Origin of the sequence: Plantactinospora sp. BC1 (genome assembly GCF_003030345.1) — a bacterium.
Lineage (GTDB): Bacteria > Actinomycetota > Actinomycetes > Mycobacteriales > Micromonosporaceae > Plantactinospora.
Window position 1 is genome coordinate 4,457,618 of sequence record NZ_CP028158.1, and the last position, 19,033, is coordinate 4,476,650.

The following is a 19,033-nucleotide window of genomic DNA, read 5'->3' on the forward strand; positions in this document are numbered from 1 at the left end:
GTCCGCGCGCCTCGCACCGGCCAGAATCGTCACGTTCTGTGGCCGGCCTATGGTGTCGGTTGATGTCCGGACATGACGATGCTCGTCACTGCAACTCCTGCGGTCCCAGCTCACGTGCAACCCACTTCCACCAGTACGCCCGAGGCGATCTCCACAACACCAGATCAACGCACTAACTGGGGGCGGATGGCGGCGATGAGCCGAAACCGAAACCCGGGGCCTTCACCGCGGCGGCGACGTCGCTACCACCCGGCCCAACGTAGACAAGGGCGGTATCCTCCGCCCGGACGTACCTGTCCGCCAGCCGAAAACCTTCCACCTCGACCTGGTCGGCGTACGAGCCACCGACCTTCTCCTCCGCGCTGGATACACAGGTGACGGCAGCCAGGCATACCGTGCCTGCCAGCAGGCAGACCAGAACCGTCCGCACCAGGCTCAGCCGGATACCCCGTCGTGACAACCGACCTCCCGATCACCAACGAGCCGCCAGCCACCAACGCTTAGGCCATGCACCTGACGCAGGACACGGCCACCCCCACCAGACTCCCGACCGCACCTCCACCGGCTACGCCTTCCCCCAAGCCGAGCCGCCCACCCACACCACAGCAATGACGAACCGGCGGGCAGCACCTCCGGCAACCACCACTCATCCCTGAGGCGGGTACTCCGTCCTGCCGCGATCGGCATGGCCCTGACCAGCTCACCGCTGACGTGGCTGTGACGGGCGTTCTCGGCCCCAGGGCGACGGTTGAAGCGGGCCCCATCCGCGGTTGAGGCGCTTGGTCGGTGGCAGCGCTAATTGGCCCCACATGCATCAGCTGCGGGCGATGCCTGTGTCAATCGTGGCTGGCCCCGGCTTGTTGATGGATGCGTCTGACGACTTCCTGAGAGGTGTCGGCATAACGATCTTCAGCGGCCTGCGCCGGTTCTCGGCGGCAGGTGACGCCGACCCGCTCGACCGCGGCGGCTTCGGTTAGGCGGTCAGGCGGTCTTTGCTGATGAGGCGCCGGCTGGAGGCGATGGTTGCGGTGAGGGTTGCGAGGTAGAACGCGGCGGTGATCAACATAAGCCATGTCCATGGGATGGACAGGGTGAACCCTCGGAGTTTGACTGCGGCGATGACGACTGGCGGCACGGCGATGAGCGTGGCCAGCGCGGTGCTCGTCAGGATCACGAGGCCGTTCTGGATGAGCAGGACGTGTCGCGCCCATCGTGGGGACAGGCCGATGGCGATGAGTCGGCCGAGGTAGCTGCGTAGGGTGATTACCTGGCTCCTGGCGACGGCCATGGTCGTGGCTAGGACGATGGCGGCGAGGCCGAGGACCGCCGCGTAGTAGGCCGGTGGAACCGTTATGGGCTCCGGCGGTTGGTGGATGCCGACCTGGAGCGGGTCGAGGCCGTTGTCGATCGCGGCCTGCTCGGCGGCGGCTGCTTGGGCGTCGGTGACGTCGGTGAAAACGATCGCGGCCGGGGTGATGGTGAGGTTGAGGCGTTGAGCGGTCGCGGTGAGCAGCAGCCCGCTGACTCCGACGGTCCAGGCGGGTTCGAAGGTGGCGTGGCTGGCGGGCAGGGGCGGGCTGGAGGTTACCGCTTGGTCACTGGCACGGTCGTGGCTGAGCAGTGTCCGTGTGCTGGGTCCGTCGCTCCACACGAGCAGGCCACCTCGTTGCAGTGTCTGCAGTTGCGTTTCGGTGAGGGCGCCGTTGTTGAGACGGTTTGCCTGCTCGGGGGTGTCGACCACGAGAACCGCGCCGATACCGGCGTCCCCAACTGTGACGTGCACCGTCTCGGTCGTGAGGTAGCCGGTCCTGACGGGCTGCGCTGCGTTGGCGAGTCGGGCCGATACGGCGGTGACCACTTCGGGAGAGGGCGGATGCATGGCCCCTCCGGGTCCGGACAGCACCACCTGGTGCGGTGCGACGGTGGGTGCGACATCTTCCTGCGCCGTCGTGATCAGTGTGGCCAGCAGTGTCATCAGTCCCAGGGGGGCGCCGAGCGTCGCCGTGAGGACTGCGACGGCGGCGACGGCGCGGGTGCGGTCGTTGTGCAGTTGCTGGCGGCCCAGGCGGATCCGGGGATCGCTGGTGGGGAGCAGGCGGATCGCCGCGCCGACGGCTTCCGGGGTGAACAGCAGGACCGCCGCCGCGACGGTCGCGGTCAGCACCATCGCCTTCGGGACGGTGTCGAGCATGCCGATCTGGATGACGATCGCGGCGCCCAGGATGCCGGCGGCGGTCCGCCGTACGGTCACGCCGCTGACACGCGTTTGCTTCTTTGCCGATGTCGGCTCGGTAGGTGAGTCGGTGCTCGCCGCTACTCGCGACGGCCGAGGGTGGGCCAAATGCAGTAGGAGCGCCGCCACGACGCACGCTGCGAAGGTGACGCCGAGCAGCCGTCCGGCGGGCGCCTGCAGACCCGGCCAGGGCGAGATCGGCCCGGCGAGGAAGCGGTCCACCACCGGCCGGCTGGCGGCGCCGAGGCCGATGCCGGCGATGATGCCAGCGAACGTGGCGGTGAGCGTCCACATCGTTGTCGCGGCGGCGACGCCGGCCGTGGCGGTAGCTCTGCTCATCCCGATGGACGTCAGAGTCGCCAGGCTTCTTCGGAAGCGGCGTGCGTTGAGGCCGAACACGGCGAGTACCGCCAGCAGCGGCAGCGCCAGCGAGGGTAGGTCGTAGGCGAGCGGGATCCGGTCGGTCCACGACCGGCGTGGTGTGGTCAGCTCGTCCGCTCGGGTGCGCACCTCAGCGGCGAGTTGTGTCTCGACCGCGGCCGGCGACGCTTCGATGGCATCGCCTGTGACGACCGCGGCGACGGCGGTGAGTACCTCCTGTTGGACGCCGCCGTTCCACAGCAGCGTCGCGGTTGCCAAGACGGTGGAGAAGTTTCGGGCGGTTGCCTCGCTCAGCGATGCCCAGGTGCCTTGCGCCGCGAGGATCCGCGGTGTGGCCCCAAACAGGTCCTCAGCGACGCCGACCACGCGCAGGCGGTCGTTGCCGGAGAACACGGTAAACGACTCGACCTGACCGAGGACGCTCCGCAACGCGTCGGTCAGCACCACCTCGCCCGGCTGGCTCGGCCACCGTCCCTCCCGCAACTGGTAGCGGTCAGGGAATGGCTCCGCCGGCCACGGCGCCTCGCTGTAAAGAGTGAACGGCGGTCGGGTCATGTCGGGGCGAACGTCGAACGAGGCCAGTGCCACTACCACGTCCGTTGCCCCGGCGGCCCGAGCCGCCGTAGCGACCTCGTCGGCCACCTCCGCACCGCCGGGCCGAAGGGTGGTGACGTTACTCAGGTCGATCTGCGAATCGAAGCGCCCCAGGTCACGCACCGTGACCTGACGCGGGGACAGCGTGAAGGCGTTGAGGGCGACGAATACCGCCACCAGCAGCGCGGCAGTCGCTGCGATGAGGAAGGTCGACCGTGTCAGCGACTTGCTGCGCGCGAATCTGCGCGCCACGACAGCAACTAACCGGGCTCGCATCAGGTCGTTTCCTCCGCCGCCCGCTCCCGGCGGACGACGCTCCCGTCGACCATCTCGTATACGGTGTCGGCATATTCGCGGCACATCGGGTCGTGCGTGCACACCACCGCCAGGGTGCCCTGGTCACACAGCTGCCGCAGCAACCTGAACAATGCGCGGGAGTTGGAGGAGTCCAGCGCCCCGGTCGGTTCGTCGGCCAGCAACACCCGTCGGTCCCCGACCAGTGCCCTGGCTATCCCGACACGCTGCCGCTGCCCGCCAGACAACTGGCTCGGGAGTCGGCTGCCCAGGCCCTCCAGCCCAACCCGCGCGAGTTGCTGATCGGCCAGTTCCAGGGCCCGTCGGTAGGGCACGCCGGTGACCTCCAACGGCAATGCCACGTTCTCCTGGGCCGTGAACTCCTCAATCAGGTTGTGGTCCTGGAAGATCACCCCGACGTTCGTCAGACGCAACCGCGCCCGCTGGTCCTCGTTGAGCCGACCGACCTCGGTCGACTCAACGAGGATCCGGCCCGCGTCCGCCTGGTCCAGTCCCGCGATGAGGTTCAGCAGCGTCGACTTACCGGACCCACTGGCGCCGAAGACGCAGACGAACTCGCCCGCACTCGCTCGCAGGTCCGCATCCCGAACGGCCCACACAGTTTCAGAACGGGTCACGAAACGACGGCTGACACCCTCGACGGCGAGCAGGGCTTCAGCAGCGCTGGCCGGTGAGGTCAGCACCCGCGGTCAGTCCGCCACGACGACAGCTCGTCGCTGTTGAACACGTTCACGTTGTCGTCCTCGGTCAACGCCGGCATAGTCCTACAGTTCCCTCCGCCGTCATGGTCGTAATACCAGGCGGCACTCGTGTTCGTCCGGTTCTCCCACGAGTCCATGTGATCGTTTGCGGAGGCACTCACATTCTGAATACCTCCACCCGGACCACGCGACCCGAGGAATCCGACCCAACTGTTGCCATCATAGATGCATACAAGGTTGGATCCGCAGAAGGCCGGGTTCCCGGCCGACGCGGCGGCCGGGAACGCAAACCCTCCGGCCGCGATCACCGCACTGATAATGAGCAGTTTCTTGACACCCATATGCGCTCCCTCCCCATATCCGGCGGTCCTGTGTCTTGGCCACCGGACGCGAATGTGAATATGCGAAACGTAATGTATTCATTACGGGTAGTCAATGAGGGGCTGGGTGTCCGGCCTGGCAGAAGGTGAACCCTCTGGCATGACTATTATTCATTCGTGCCGCGCGTCGGGATTTCACCGCGCACATCCTCGGACCGGAGAGGAATGACGGTGACAACAGCCGAGATGCGGGGTGCACCACGGCCGAGACTTTTCCGCCTCTCCGGGTAGACATACGGGCGACCTGCGTCGAACGCTAGCCCCCGGCTTGAGTTGGCCGCGACCCCGTAACGCAGATACGTGAGGTTTGCTCCGAAGGTCGCAACTTCCACAGTCGGTAGCGCATCACTATTCAAGGGCAATGACCGGTCGGGTAGAGGCAACGTCCAGGCCAGGACCGATGATCGCTGCTGATCCAATGGCAACGCCGCCTGAGGATCAATCTCGCGCGGCGGCTTGCGATACGAGTTGTGTCTTGGTGCGGGCGAGTCGGTAGGAGTCAGTGCCGGTTTGGATGATGTTGCCGCCGAAGGTGAGGCGGTCAACGATGGCGGCGCACAGGCGTGGGTCGGTGAAGGTCTTGGTCCAGCCGGAGAACGCTTCGTTGCTGGCGATGGCGACGCTGTTCTTCTCTTCCCTTTCGGTGAGGACCTGGAACAGCAGTTCGGCGCCGCGGCGGTCGAGTTCCATGTAGCCCAGTCCGTCAATGCAGAGCAGATCGACGCGGCCGTAGCGGGCGATGGTCTTGGTGAGCTGCTTGTCGTCGGCGGCTTCGACGAGTTCGTTGACCAGCTTGGCAGCCATGACGTAACGGACCCGGTATCCGGCCATCGCGGCAGCGGCGCCGAGACCGATGAGCAGATGGGACTTGCCGGTGCCGGAGTCGCCGATGAGGCACAGGGGTTCACCGTTGCGGACCCAGGCGCAGGTGGCCAGCGTGTGAATCATGGCAGGGTTGATGTTCGGGTTGGCGTCGAAGTCGAAGTCTTGCAGCCACTTGTCTCGTGGGAAGCCGGCGGCTTTGATGCGCCGTTCGGAGCGGCGCCGGTCGCGTTCGTCGCACTCGGCGAGCAGCAGTTCGGCGAGGAAGCCGCGGTAGGTGAGCTGTTGTCGTTTCGCGGCGTCGGCGACGTCGGCGAACCGGCTGCGCAGGGTCGGTAGCCGCAGGGCGCGGCAGGCGGAGTCGATTGCGGCGTCGGCGGCCTGTTCGGTCAGGGCGCGTCCGCGTTTGGCGAGGCTGCTGGTCATGACACTCTTCCGGTCTCTGCGGGCGGGCCGCTGCTGGGCGGGGACGCTGTTCGGCGGAGCTTGAGTAGTTCGTCGTAGTGGGCGACGCTGGGCAGCGGTCGCGGGTCTCGCGGGAGGCCACCGATCACCGCGCCTGGGTCGGCCAATCGACGTTCGGTCAGGCTGACCACCCGTGCGGCCCGACCCGCCGCAGACGGTTCCGGCCGCAGGTGGTCGTGCGGTTCGCATCGCTCCTGGGAGCTCTTGCGGGCCTCGACCGCGACCACGTCGACGGTGGCGGTACCGACGCGCAGGGCCGCCTCGATCCCGGCGACGACATCGGCGTGGGGCAGATGGCGGTGCAGCAGGAGTACCTCCACCAGGGCTCGGGTGCCGCCAGCGTCCCCGAGAGTCCGGCGGGCCTGGCCCCAAAACGCATCGTGCGCCGTGGTGAACATCCCGGCTTTGCGGGCCTGCGCCAACGCGACGGCGCCCGGCAGAGCACCGGGCTTGCGAGCGAACACCTCCAGGTAGTGATCGAGCAGCAGGGTCCGGGAGCCCTTGTTGACCGAGCGGGCGTGCCGGGCGACTTCCCGGCGGCCGTCGAAGACGATCAGCTCGGAGGCGCGGAGACAGACCCGGACCTGCCGCCCGATCAGCGAGGCCGGCACCGAGTAGTAGCAGCACCGCACCGCGACCTGGCCGAACCGGTCAACCCTCGGATACAGCCACAGGCCGGGCTCGAAATCATCGCTGGGCAACGACGCCAACAGCGGAGCCTCCACGGCGAAGTCCTGCCCGACCGTCCGCACCCGGCCAGCGATCCGGCGCGCGTCATCGGCCCGGTCGGCGGCGTCGATCCGCTCGTTGAGTTCGGCCAGGCTGTTCACAACCGGTATCGGGGACAGATACATGCGGCGGAACCGGCCGACCTCGCCTTCGACCCCGCCCTTCTCGTGCGCGCCCTCAATACCTGGCATGCAGTAGAACGGGTCGAAGCCGTAGTGCGAGCGGAACGCCACCCAATGCTCGGACTCGGTGCGGTTCCGGCCCAACAGCACCCGGGACACCGCCGAACGCAGGTTGTCATAGCGGATCTTGTCCGTCGGCACACCACCGATCGCCGTGAACGCGTGGACGTGCCCCTCAATGAACGCCTCCTGCCCCTGCGAGGCGAAAACCCGGTGCACCGCCTTACCCGAGTACGACAGCCGAAACGCGAACAGGAAACACTTCAGCTTCTCGCCGGCCACCTCGACCCACACATCACCGAAGTCGACCTCAGCCTCCGCGCCCGGCGCGTGGGACTGCACAACGAACGCGGTCTGCACCGACCGGCCCGCGCTCGCGGCGATCTCCGGCCGACGTCGCCGCACGTAGTCCCGCACCGTCGAGTACGACAACCCGTGCGCGCCATGCTCCTCGACCAACCGGGCGTGGATCCGCCGCGCCGTATGCCGCTGCTTACGCGGCGCCGTCAGGTCCGCGACCAACATCTGATCGATGACCGACCGGACCGGATCCAGCTTCGGCGCCTGTGCCACCCGAGGCTTCCGCGGCACCGGCACCGCCGACGCCAGCGCCTGGCGCACCGTCCGCCGATGCACTCCGTGCCGCTCGGCCAACGCCCGGATCGACAACTCCTCCCGGCGGGCGTCACGGCGGATCGCCTCGAACAGCTCCAGCCTCGGCCTCACCCGGCCCCCTACCAGACGACGGATCACACACGCCGGAACCTAGAACGTAATCAAGCTGGGGCCAAGTATGACTGACACGACACACCGGTTGAAATCGGGTGGGGCCAGATATAACCGTCGCACCCATCAATGCTCATGAGTCCGACTGGGGCCGGCTGCAACCGTCACTCCGGGGCCACCTACCTCCGTCACAGCCACCGCTGACGGTCGATCTCCACCCACGGCAGTGCGTCGAGTGCCGACTGCACCTCGGTAAGCGGGGTGCGGCATACGGTACCCGGCAAGGCCGGCAGGACGCTGTTGCCCGACGCGTCCGTCAGTGCCAGCGACACCGGCATCACGAAGACGGCCGGACATACCAGGTCGCCGGTAGTTTCCGGCGGCGGTAGGCGCAGCGCGCGGACCAGCTCGTCGAACCGACCGGTGGACCGCTGTGCGGCAGCCCAGGTGAGGCCCGACGAGGGCGGATCCGCGGACTGCGCGACGGTAAGCCGGAAAGTGCACCGGACGGCCGCGACCGGCCGGAAGTCCGCAGGCAACGGGTCTGCGGAGCGTTGTCCGACCAGCCTGTCCACCGGTGGACAGGCAATGGCCGGCTGAGTGAGGTAGGGAGCGCGCCCGGAGACGTTCGAACAGCCCGCCACTGACAGAACCGCTACGAGCATCACGCCGATCCGTCGCACCCTCATGCAGGTAAGACGGCATGGCAGCGTCGCCGGTTTCGAGATACCTCGAGCGCACGCACGATGAACGACCGAAAGGCGCTACCGGCGACCCGCCCGCCCGACCAACCAATACCTGATCGGACATCCGCTTCTGCCGCCGACCGTGCGCGCTGCCCTCGGCAGACGCCGCCACGCTCCGTGACCAGCCTCCGGTACCGGTCGACGCCCGTATCTGCCGATGAGCGAGTGTTCATAGGCTGCGGCGGCGCGGTGAACGCCGGATGACCGACCAGGGCGAGGCCACCCCTACTTCGGCCGGGTCATGTTCTACCGGGCTGGCCGCTGGTTTGCGCCGACTGCGGCGCGGTAGGGGCGGAAGAAGTCGCGCAGTTCCCGCGCGTACAGCTCGGGCTCCTCGAACGGGGCGAAGTGGCCCCCCCGGGGCATCTTGGTGACCCGCACGACGTTCGCGAACCGTTCGAGCCAGCGGCGCGGCGGATGCAGCGTGTCACCAGGGAACAGCGCGAAACCGGACGGCACCTCGACCCGGCGCGCGTGCTGCTCGATCGGGATGGCGGCGTTGGCCGCGTACATGCGCATCGACGAGCCGATGGTCCCGGTCAGCCAGTAGCGGGTGAGCAGCCCGCAGATCTCGTCCCGGGTGAAGCTGCGCTCGACGTCGCCGCCGCAGTCGCTCCACGAGCGCAGCTTCTCGACGATCCAGGCGGCCAAGCCAGCCGGCGAGTCGGTCAGCCCGACGGCCGCGGTCTGCGGTTTGGTGCGGTGCAGATCGGCGTACGCGCCCTCGGCGGCCTTCCACTCGGCTGCAGTGTCCAGGTACGCGCGTTCCTCAGGCGTGTAGTCCGCCCCGACGTCGACCGGGAGGCTGGCCTCCATGCGGTGCACGGCCACCACCCGTTCGGCGTGGTCGAGGGCGAGGTAGCGGCTGACCGAGCTGCCGATGTCGCCGCCGGCCACCCCGAACGTCGGGTAGCCGGCCACGGTCATCAGCTCGGCGAACAGCCCGGCCACCGCGACAGAGTCCAGCGGCGCGCCGGCCGGGCGGTCCGAGTGCCCGAACCCCGGCATGTCCGGCACGACTACGTCGAACGCATCGGCCGGGTCACCACCGTGCGCCCCGGGATCGGTCAGCAGCGGCAGCACCTTCTCGTAGCGCCAGGAAGAGTCCGGCCAGCCGTGGCAGAGGATCAGCGGCAACGCGGGCCCACCCGGCGCGACGGCCCGGGCGTGCAAGAACGCTATGCCCAGCCCGTGGACGGTGGACCGGAAGCGCGGCAACCGGGCCAGCGCCTCCTCCTGGGCCGGCCAGTCGAACTCCTCGGCCCAGTATCCGACGAGATCCCGCAGGTAGCTGAGATCGACTCCCAATGACCAGCCGGCGGCCTCAGGTGCGTCCGACCAGCGGGTCGCGCGCAGACGGGCCCGCAGGTCGGCCAGATCGGCCCCGCTGGCGTGCACCCGGAACGACTCAAGCATGATCGAGTCCTACCCCCCGCCGCCCGGAAGCATGCCCGGACCGGCCGTAGCCGCCCAGAGGCCACTCGAGGCGTAGGTCGATGTTCCCGGTACCGACGACCGCATCTGCGCCGTCAGCCACGAGCACGGCAGTGGTTCCCAAGCTCCGGGCGACCACCACGTGGCTAGGCCATCAGTCACGTACTCCGCGCCGGCGAAGCGGTAGGTCGCTGGCCAAGTCCGCTGGCCGACGGAGATGGTGGTCCGACCAGCCTTGCGGATTTTCAAGGACACGCGCACATTCTGCCCTCGTGCGGACCTCGAATCGAAGACCAGCATGTGCACGGATCTGCCGCCGACCGTGCGCGCTGCCCTCGGCAGACGCCGCCACGCTCCGTGATCAGCCTCCGGTACCGGTCGACGCCCCTATCTGCCGAAGAGCGGATGTCCCGATCTCGGAAGTTCCTGTTGACCTCAACCAGAGTTCAGATGCTTCACTTGGGCCATGAATCTTGACGGCCTGCGCGTCGCCATCACCGGTGCAGCACGTGACACCGGGCGACTACTGGCCGAAGCCTTCGCCGAGCGCGGTGCGCAGATCTTCCTCTCGGCCCGCGACCTGGCTGCGGCCGAGCATGTTGCTGATGCGATCAGCCAGCGGGGGCCAGGTCGGGCTGATGCATTTCACTGCGACCTCGCCGTACCGGAGTCGGTGCGCGCGTTCGCCGCTGCCGCGGCCGAACGGACGAAGCACCTCGATGTGTTGATCAACAATGGTGCCCCATACATCGAAGGTGACGACCTGGGAGCTGTCTCCGACGACAAGATCGAAAGAGTGATGGCTGCGGGCGGGACCGGCACCATGTTGTTGACCAAAAATCTACTGCCGCTGCTACGGGCATCGTCGCGGCCCGACATCGTCAACATGATTTCCGCATGCGGCGAGGTGGGGCACCGCCGCTCGGGTGCACATCCCGCGTTCTACGCCGCTAAGCATGCCCACGCCGGACTCGCTGAGATCCTGTCGCACCGGCTCCGGCCAGAAGGGATCCGGGTAATCTCACTGTTTCCGCCGGACTTCGTTCAGGACGGGCCCCGACAGGTAAACAGCGACCTAACCGCGCGATCGGTCATCGACTGCGTGCTTTTCGCGGTCGGCCAACCACGAGACTGTTTCATTCGCGAGTTCCACTTCGAGCAGGTTCGGCGGGCGTCCACACCCTGACCACTCACTGCGCGAAGCAGCCCGAGCCCGGTCGTGGGCCCTCGGCAGAAACCCGCCCTTGAGACTGTCACCTTCTGTACCAAGGGCAGATGCGCGGATCTGCCGCCGACCGTGCGCGCTGCCCTCGGCAGACGCCGCCACGCTCCGTGACCAGCCTCCGGTACCGGTCGACGCCTGTATCTGCCAGATTGTGTGTATCCGATCTTGGTCGGCGCGTATGTTGGGATCGAAGCGCGTACGTTGGGATCGAAGGCTGCTACGGCAGATCAACGACCAGCAGGGTGCGCCCGTTGACCTCGACCGGTCGCGGGATTTGCGGATCGGTCATGGGGTGATGAACTCCGCCAGGACAGCCGCGAGCACCGCCGGATCGGCGACGTGCGACTGTCCCTCGATGATTCGACGCTCGGCGTTGGGCAGAGCCGCAGTGACGGCATCCGCCGCGGCGGCGAAGAAACCGGGTTGCAGACCCTCCATGTGCTGGTCAGCGACGCCCCCCGTCGCCACAAGGACGGGTTGCGGGACACGAGCCGGCCGGGTGATCGGCGGGAGTCCGTCACCGAGGCAGGCCGCGTCGTAAGCGAGGGTGGGCGCCAGGACTCTCAGACCAGGCCCGAATGGCGAGTCACGCGCGGCGGCCACATCCTCGTCGGACGAGCCCGCCAGCCGCATAAACAGCGCGACCGCGTCCCAATGCCGACCCTCGGCTAGTGCGACCGTCAACTGGTCAACGTAGGTCGACCAGCGCCTGGCCATCGACGCGTCGCTCATGTACGGCACCTCGTACACCGCGATCCTGTTGATCGCCGGGCCGGCGGCTGCGGCTTCCAGCGCGAGTGCGCCACCAGAGGAGGCGCCGAACACGTGGGCCGAACCGCCGGCGGCGCCGATCAGCGCCTGGATGTCATCGATCTCGCGCGCCACGGCGTAGGGAGCGGTATCGCCGCTGCCGCCGCGACCTCGGCGTGCGTAGTTTTACACGGTGAAGTGTCGTGCCAGCTCCGCGGCGATCGCCGCGTTCTCCGAGCTGTCGTCGAGACCGCCACCGACGAGAACGACCGCCGGCCCTCCTCCGCCGCGGTCATAAGCGATCATCGTGCCGTCGTGTGATCTCACCTGTGCCATCGCGCCTCTACCCCAGCACCACCAGGTTCGTACCAAGCAGCACCTCGGCCTACGAACTGACCGACCGCGGTCGTGAACTGAAGCCCGTGCTGATGGCGTTGCGCCGATGGGGCGAGCATGCCCCTCTCAGCGACACCACCAGCCCGGATCTCGGCATCGACGCGCTGATCCTCGCCTTGACGGACAGGTTCACCGTCAACGACGCCACCCCCCACGACGCGGTCGTCCATCTGCGCCTCGACGACGACCACTTCCGGCTGACGATCAAGAACAGACAGCTCCTGGCCAAACGCGCCGAGGTCGACGACGCCGACACAACCACCACCACGACCACCACAACGCTGCAGTCACTCGTGTTCGCCGAACGCACAGTCGCCCGACGCCGAACGGTCAGGCGACCTGACCATCACCGGCGACCGCGACACTGCCGAGCACCTGCTGCATTCTTTCCAACACAGCAGGAGAAGCACGCCCAGCACCAAGCACGACGGAGCCGTCACGTGACCCGGCAAGGCCCGGACCGCGAAAGCGGCGCAAGCGTCCTGTGGCTGGTCCGCCGCCCGGCCACGCGCTGGCGACAGGGCCGATAGGCTGTTGGCCCTTGCCGGTCAGCGGTGGCCGACGACGTTGACCACCTTGCCGTCCGGGTCGCGGACGAACGAGTCCCACCGCCAACGCCGCGAAACCACCGGAAGCACGCGGGAGCTGACTGGACGGCAGATTCACCCGTTCATCGTCATCCAACCGGGCGACTCACTCCACACTGGGCAGCGGCGGGCCGAGCACGTCGTCGGCGTCGACGATCGTGTACGCGTACCCCTGCTCGGCGAGGAAGCGCTGCCGGTGTGCCGCGTATTCCGTGTCGATGGTGTCCCGGGAGACCACCGTGTAGAAGTGCGCCTGCCGGCGGTCCGCCTTCGGCCGGAGCACCCGGCCGAGCCGCTGCGCCTCCTCCTGGCGCGACCCGAAGGTGCCGGAGACCTGGATCGCCACCGCCGCCTCGGGCAGGTCGATGGAGAAGTTGCCGACCTTGGAGATGACCAGGGTGGAGATCTCGCCGGCCCGGAACGCGTCGAAGAGCCGCTCCCGTTCCCTGTTGGTGGTCGAACCCTGCACGATCGGCGCGCCCAGCGTCTCGCCCAACTCGTGGAGCTGGTCGATGTAGCCGCCGATCACCAACACCTGGTCGGAGGAGTGCCGGTCGACCAGGGCCTTCACCACCGGCAGCTTGGTGCGGGCGGTCGCCGCCACCCGGTAGCGCTCCTCCGGCTCGGCGACCGCGTACGCCATCCGCTCGGCGTCGGTCAGCGTGACGCGTACCTCGGTGCAGTCCGCCGGGGCGATCCAGCCCTGCGCCTCGATGTCCTTCCACGGCGCGTCGTACCGCTTCGGGCCGATCAACGAGAAGACGTCGCCCTCCCGGCCGTCCTCCCGGACCAGGGTGGCGGTCAGGCCGAGCCGGCGGCGGGCCTGGAGGTCGGCGGTGAACCGGAAGATCGGCGCCGGCAGCAGGTGCACCTCGTCGTAGATCACCAGGCCCCAGTCCCGGGCGCCGAAGAGGTCCAGGTGGGTGAAGGCGCCGCCGCGCCGCGCGGTCAGCACCTGGTACGTCGCGATGGTGACCGGGCGGATCTCCTTGCGCTCGCCGGAGTATTCCCCGATCTCCTCCTCGGTCAGCGAGGTACGGGCGACCAGCTCACGCTTCCACTGCCGGCCGGCGACGGTGTTGGTGACCAGGATCAGCGTGGTCGCCTTCGCCTCGGCCATCGCGGCGGCCCCGACCAGGGTCTTGCCGGCACCACAGGGCAGCACCACCACACCCGACCCGCCGGCCCAGAAGGTCTGCACCGCCTCCCGCTGGTACGACCGCAGCTCCCAGGCCGGCTTGCCGTCCGTACCGCCGGTGGCCAGCTCGATCGGGTGCGCCTCGCCGTCGACGTAGCCGGCCAGGTCCTCGGCCGGCCAGCCGAGCTTGAGCAGCGCCTGCTTGAGCCGGCCCCGCTCGGACGGGTGCACGACCATGGTGTCGTCGTCGACCTTCGCGCCGAGCATGCCGGCGAGCTTCTTGCTCTTGGCGACCTCGATCAGGACCATCCGGTCCACCGCCCGCAGCACCAGGCCGTGCGTCGGGTGCGCGGCCAGTTGCAGCCGGCCGTACCGGTCCATGGTCTCGGCGACGTCGACCAGCAGCGCGTGCGGCACCGGATAGCGGGAGAACCGCAGCAGCGCGTCGACCACACCCTCGGCGTCGTGCCCGGCCGCCCGGGCGTTCCAGAGGCCCAGCGGGGTCAGCCGGTAGGTGTGCACGTGCTCCGGCGAGCGCTCCAGCTCGGCGAAGGGCGCGATCGCCATCCGACAGGCGAGCGCGTCGGGATGGTCGACCTCCAGCAGCAGGGTCTTGTCCGACTGCACGATCAGTGGTCCGCCGCTCACGCTCACGCCCTCCCGTCCCAGGTCGGGCGTCTCACGCGCCGACCCTCCAGTCTTGCACGATGGATAACGAACCGGAAAAATTCTTCACCTGGCGCAACCGAAGCGGTACTCCCATGCGTCTAGCTGTCGACGGCTTCTGGGGAGGGCAGATGGTACTGACGCGTCTCGGCACCGGTCTGATCACTCTAGTGGCGGTCGCCCTGTTCGGCGCCGGTGCGTGCGCGTTTGATCCGCAGTCGGACCAGTCGGGAGCCGCCGGGGGGCTCACGCCGGTCGGCGCGGAGAACGCAACGGGGGCGAGCGCGCCGCCCGCGCCGGATCAGGGAGCAGCAGCCACCCCCAGCCCGCGTACCACCCCGCGCCGGCCCGCGCCGACGACGAAGGCACCGCCGGTGAAGAAGCCGGCGAAGAAACCGGCCCGGACCGGTTCGCCGAAGCCGCCGGCCGGCTGCCCGCAGGGGGAGCGGCAGCGCGAGGTCGAGGGCTACCTGGCCCGGCTGGGCGGATTCGGCACCGTCACCGTCGACGGCCGGCAGTCGGCCGCCGACTGCGCCGCCATCAAGAAGTTCCAGCGCCGCTACGACATCCGCCCGGCCGAGGGCCGAGCCGGGCCGACCACCGCCGACGTGGCCCGCCGACTGGCCCGGACCGACACCGGCAGGTGCAAGGCCGGCAGCGGGACGACCTTCTGCGTCGACCTGACCCAGCAGACCGTCTGGGCGATCCGCGGCGGCAAGGTGGTGATGGCGCCCACCGTCACCCGCACCGGCATGTCGGGGTACGCCACGCCGGCCGGCACCTACCGCGTCAACTTCCGCAACACCAGGGAGTGGTCCGACCCGTACGAGGTGTGGCTGCCGTACTGGCAGCGCTTCGTCGGCGGGATCGGCTTCCACGAGACGACCACCTATCTGCACAACAAGGCGATCGGCTCACACGGCTGCGTCAACCTGCTGCCGGTCGACGCGCGACGGATGTGGCAACTCGGCAAGGTGGGGACCCGGGTGCACGTGATGGGCCGCCGGCCGGGGACCTGACGCGACTTCGGTCGGTGAACCTGTCATATCGGCCCTCCAGGTGCGAGTCTGGACTCTTGTCGAGCAGACGCCCGTGGCGGGAGGTTCGCAGATGACGGTCGACGGCGAGGTGAGGTCCGAGACAGACCCCCCGACCGCCCCCGGGCCCGTCCCGGCGCCCGTCTCCCGGGCCACCGTCGCGGCGTACGCGACCGTGGCGGTGCTGCTGGCCTGTTGGGTCCTCTTCGGCTGGCTGGTGCAGCAGCAGGGCTTCGTCGACTCGCTCGGCGAGGGGCTCGGCGCCGCCTTCACCCTGCTGCTCATCGTCTCCGTGGTCGGCTCGCTCCGGCAGCACCCCCGGGACTGAGCCGCCCTCACTCGTCGAGTACCGCCGCCGTGATCCGGTGCAGCGCGAAGGTGTGCAGCATCTCGGTGCGCTCGTCCTCGGCCCGCAGATAGCCGGCGCCGATCGAGACCGGCCGGACCAGCCGGGACGCGGTCGCGCCGTGCGCGTCGACGTAGCCGACCCAGACCAGCGCCTTGTCCCGGACCGCCTGCTGGAGTACTGCCAGCGCCTGGGTGTGCGCGTGCGCGGTCGGCATCCCCGGACCGGCCCCGCCCGGCCGTCCGGCGCCCCGGACCGTACTCGGCGCCCGGCGGGCCGCCCGGGCGGCGGCGTCACCCCGGCGGATCTGCTCCACGATGCCGAGCAGCCGGGGCGTGGTCAGCCTCGGCGTGGCCAGCGGATCGGCGACCCGGCTCGCGACCGAACCCCGGGCCGGTGCCCGGCGTACCTTCGGCCGGGTCAGCACCGTCGCCCCGGACGCGTCCTCGGAGACCGGGGCGTACCCGGCCTCGCGCAGCGCGGCGAGCAGCCGCCCCACCAGGTGCGGGGTGGTGAGCACGGTCGGCGCCAGCCGGCGCAGCGACATCGGGGCGAGCCGGCGGTCGGCGAGTACCTCGGTCAGCAGCGCCTCGTCGTCGCTGCGCAGGTACGCCCCGGCGGAGCCGACCCGCAGCCCGCCGTGCTTGCGGGCCACGTCGTCGATCAGGTACGTCAGCCCCTGCGGCACGGGCGTGCGGGACCGGCGTTTGAAGAGCGCGTGCAGGTCGTCGGCCGCGTACCCGGCGTCCAGCGCCCGCCGCACGCTGGCCCCGGTCACCCGGTGCACGCTGGCTCCGCCGGCCGACTCCTGCTCGGCCACCGTGGCGAGTTCGGCGGCGACGGTCGGCTCCGGCGGCCCCGGCACCACCACGGTCAGGTCGGCCTGCACCAGGAAATGGTCCACCGGTGCCGGCAGCAGCGCGTCCAGGGCCCGGACCGCGGCGGAGCCGCCCCCGGCCGCCCCGCCCGCGTCCGGCCGTACGCCGAGCGGGTCGTCGCCGGGCTCGCCGGGCCGGGTCTCCCCGGCGGTCCACTGCGCCAGCAGCAACCGGCCGTACGTGGTGAGCGCGCCGAGCCCGGTGACGCCGAGCAGTGCCGCCTCGGCGAGTACCTCCCGCTGCCCGGCCTCCCGGCCCAGGCTGCGCCGGGGCGAGCGCCAGGCGAGCAGGTCCACCACCTCGTCGACGCTCGGCGCGGCCCCCGGTTCGAGATCACCGAGTACGTCGAGGACGGCCCGACGTACCGCCGGCACCCCGGCCCGTTCCGCCTCGGCCGAGAGCACCGTGATCGGGCGGTCCCGGTCGTCGCGCTGGCCGACGAGCCCCACCTGTCGGGTCATGCTGAGCCAGGCCCGGGCCAGGTGTTCCCAGCGGTGCGCCAGCGAGGCGTCCCGCCAGCCCTCGTAACCGGCGGACGGCAGCATCTGCTGGTCCGCGCCGTTGCGGGCGGTGACGGCGCCGGGCAGGTCCAGTTCGCCGAGCAGCCCCGCCGCGTACGCCACCTCGAGCAGCAGCGCGGCGGTCGGCTCGTCCAGCCCGGTGGCCCGGGCCAGCCGGCGCAGGTCGCGTACCCCGAGCCCGCCGGAGCGGAGTACCGGGGCGGGCTCGGCGGCGAGCTGGTCGAGCAGCGCCTCGGTGTGCCGTACCGCCTCCATCGCCTGGCCGGCCCCGGCGGAGTCGGCGGCCTTCGGTTCCCGGGCCGTGCCGGCCACCGCCGGCGGGGTCGGGCGGAGCGGGCCGAGCGGGCCGGTGTCGCGGCGCAGCAGCAGGCCGATCTCCCGGGGGAGTTCGACGGCGGTCGGCTTGCCGGCCAGCGTGCTGGGCTCGGTGACCGGCACCAGCAGGCGGTTCTCGACCAGCCAGGAGACCGGGGAGGCGGCGCCGGACGCCGCGGCGGCCGGCAGCGTGCCGACCGGGGGACCGGCGGCGAGCCGGTCCAGGATCGCCCGGGCCGGTGGCGGGGCGGCCAGCAGGGTCCGACGCAGCCGGGCCGGGTCCGCGACCAGCGCCGCCGTCTCCGGGTCCAGCTCCGCCGCCGGCCGGCCCAGCCCCGCCGGGTACGGCGAGCAGACCTCGTCCACGCCCGGCACGACCAGCAGAGACTCCTCCGGCCCGTACAGCAGGAAGAGCGCCCGGAGCCGGTCGACGGCCGACCGGACGGCGGCCCGGTCCGGCCGGCGGCCGGCCCCGGCGGCCAGGGTGAGGATCTGCTCCGTCGACGTCTCGCCATGATCCGCGTCACGGGTGAGCCGGGCCGCGTCCAGGATCCGCAGGGTGAACTCGTCGAGCCCGTCCAGGGCCCGGGCCACCGAGACCCGGGACTGGGCGCGGACCGCCAGGGCGGACAGATCGGTCGGTACCGGCACGACGAGGTCCGGACGCAGCCGGAACAGGGCGGCCAGCGCCTCGTCGGGCAGCGCCCGCAGGTGGTCGGCGAGTGTGGTCATCGTCTTTCCACGCTAGCCGGCCAGGCGCCGGTCGTGCGCGTCGGTCGCCGAGCGGGACCGCCGGTCGTTCCGGCCGATCATGCGATCATGGCGGAGTGACCACCCCCGCCGTCGGGTTCGACCTCGACCTGACCCTGATCGACACCCGGCCCGGGATCGCCGCCGCCTATCGGGCGCTCACCGCCGCGACCGGGGTGTACGTCGACGCCGACGCCGCGGTCTCCCGGCTCGGCCCGCTGCTCCGGACCGAGATGGCGAACTGGTTTCCGCCGGAGCGCCTGGACGAGGCCGTCGAGACCTACCGTTCGCTCTATTCGGAGTACGCGATCACGATGTCCCCGCCGCTGCCCGGCGCGGTCGAGGCGCTGGCCGAGACGCGGGCGGCGGGTCTGCGGGTGGTGGTGGTCACCGGCAAGTACGGCCCGCTGGCCCGGATGCACCTGGAACACCTCGGCATGGCGGTCGACGAGCTGGTCGGCGAACTCTTCGCGGCGGAGAAGGCGACCGCGCTGACCGCGCACGGCGCGGAACTCTACGTCGGTGACCACGTCGCCGACATGGTCGCGGCGCGGACCGCCGGCATCCCGGGACTCGGGGTGACCACCGGCTCGCACGACGCCGACGAGCTGCGGGCGGCCGGCGCCGATCTGGTGGTCGCGGACCTTACCGGATTCCCGCAGGCGCTTCGGCGGCTGATGCGGCTAGCCTTGTGAAGGACAGCAATCTGATCAGGG

14 protein-coding genes and 1 pseudogene are annotated in these 19,033 nt (G+C 69.9%); 5 read left to right on the plus strand and 10 right to left on the minus strand.

The window, feature by feature from the left end; genetic code table 11:
* Positions 1-973: 973 nt before the first annotated feature.
* From C6361_RS19435 to C6361_RS19465, 7 genes are all read right to left on the minus strand, one after another.
* On the minus strand, positions 974-3,460 hold the full coding sequence (locus tag C6361_RS19435) for a hypothetical protein (RefSeq protein ID WP_107268584.1): 2,487 nt from the start codon (positions 3,458-3,460) through the stop codon (positions 974-976).
* A 23-nt stretch (positions 3,461-3,483) separates the two neighbouring features.
* Positions 3,484-4,206, minus strand: coding sequence for an ABC transporter ATP-binding protein (locus C6361_RS19440; protein ID WP_234358894.1), 723 nt, complete (start codon positions 4,204-4,206; stop codon positions 3,484-3,486).
* Positions 4,200-4,565 (minus strand): peptidase inhibitor family I36 protein, encoded by a 366-nt coding sequence (locus C6361_RS19445; protein WP_107268585.1) that lies wholly within the window; start codon positions 4,563-4,565, stop codon positions 4,200-4,202. Before C6361_RS19445 ends, C6361_RS19440 begins: the two co-directional genes overlap by 7 nt.
* A 477-nt stretch (positions 4,566-5,042) precedes the next feature.
* Positions 5,043-5,852, minus strand: coding sequence for an IS21-like element helper ATPase IstB (istB, locus tag C6361_RS19450; RefSeq protein WP_107268586.1), 810 nt, complete (start codon positions 5,850-5,852; stop codon positions 5,043-5,045).
* Positions 5,849-7,528: an IS21 family transposase gene (istA, locus tag C6361_RS19455; protein WP_107268587.1), complete on the minus strand. Its 1,680-nt coding sequence runs from the start codon at positions 7,526-7,528 to the stop codon at positions 5,849-5,851. Before istA ends, istB begins: the two co-directional genes overlap by 4 nt.
* A 188-nt stretch (positions 7,529-7,716) precedes the next feature.
* On the minus strand, positions 7,717-8,103 hold the full coding sequence (locus C6361_RS19460) for a hypothetical protein (RefSeq protein ID WP_159079388.1): 387 nt from the start codon (positions 8,101-8,103) through the stop codon (positions 7,717-7,719).
* 417 nt (positions 8,104-8,520) lie between these two features.
* Positions 8,521-9,690, minus strand: a complete 1,170-nt coding sequence (locus tag C6361_RS19465; protein WP_107268589.1) for an epoxide hydrolase family protein — start codon at positions 9,688-9,690, stop codon at positions 8,521-8,523.
* 484 nt (positions 9,691-10,174) lie between these two features.
* Between C6361_RS19465 and C6361_RS19470 the strand changes: the two genes are divergently transcribed.
* Complete coding sequence (locus C6361_RS19470; protein ID WP_107268590.1) at positions 10,175-10,894, plus strand: SDR family oxidoreductase; 720 nt, start codon at positions 10,175-10,177, stop codon at positions 10,892-10,894.
* A 324-nt stretch (positions 10,895-11,218) separates the two neighbouring features.
* On the opposite strand, the pseudogene C6361_RS19475 reads toward C6361_RS19470, so the two are convergent.
* Positions 11,219-11,851 (minus strand): annotated as a pseudogene (locus tag C6361_RS19475) (alpha/beta fold hydrolase); the annotation flags it as partial.
* Between the two features lie 149 nt (positions 11,852-12,000).
* Here C6361_RS19475 and C6361_RS19480 point away from each other — a divergent pair.
* Positions 12,001-12,609, plus strand: coding sequence for a hypothetical protein (locus C6361_RS19480; protein ID WP_199853616.1), 609 nt, complete (start codon positions 12,001-12,003; stop codon positions 12,607-12,609).
* A 163-nt stretch (positions 12,610-12,772) separates the two neighbouring features.
* Here C6361_RS19480 and C6361_RS19485 read toward each other — a convergent pair whose 3' ends face one another.
* Positions 12,773-14,452 (minus strand): DNA repair helicase XPB, encoded by a 1,680-nt coding sequence (locus C6361_RS19485; protein WP_107271040.1) that lies wholly within the window; start codon positions 14,450-14,452, stop codon positions 12,773-12,775.
* Between the two features lie 149 nt (positions 14,453-14,601).
* Here C6361_RS19485 and C6361_RS19490 point away from each other — a divergent pair, with 149 nt between their 5' ends.
* Positions 14,602-15,489 carry a L,D-transpeptidase family protein gene (locus C6361_RS19490; protein WP_107262311.1) on the plus strand — a complete coding sequence of 296 codons (888 nt, stop codon included), beginning with the start codon at positions 14,602-14,604 and terminating at the stop codon, positions 15,487-15,489.
* A 91-nt stretch (positions 15,490-15,580) separates the two neighbouring features.
* Complete coding sequence (locus C6361_RS19495) at positions 15,581-15,835, plus strand: hypothetical protein (RefSeq protein ID WP_107262313.1); 255 nt, start codon at positions 15,581-15,583, stop codon at positions 15,833-15,835.
* 7 nt (positions 15,836-15,842) lie between these two features.
* On the opposite strand, the gene C6361_RS19500 is transcribed toward C6361_RS19495, so the two are convergent.
* Positions 15,843-18,299: a helicase-associated domain-containing protein gene (locus C6361_RS19500; protein ID WP_107268592.1), complete on the minus strand. Its 2,457-nt coding sequence runs from the start codon at positions 18,297-18,299 to the stop codon at positions 15,843-15,845.
* 95 nt (positions 18,300-18,394) lie between these two features.
* On the opposite strand from C6361_RS19500, the gene C6361_RS19505 reads away from it, so the two are divergent.
* The gene (locus C6361_RS19505; RefSeq protein ID WP_107262317.1) at positions 18,395-19,012 is read left to right on the plus strand and encodes an HAD family hydrolase; all 618 of its coding nucleotides are present in this window, start codon (positions 18,395-18,397) and stop codon (positions 19,010-19,012) included.
* Positions 19,013-19,033: the final 21 nt, after the last annotated feature.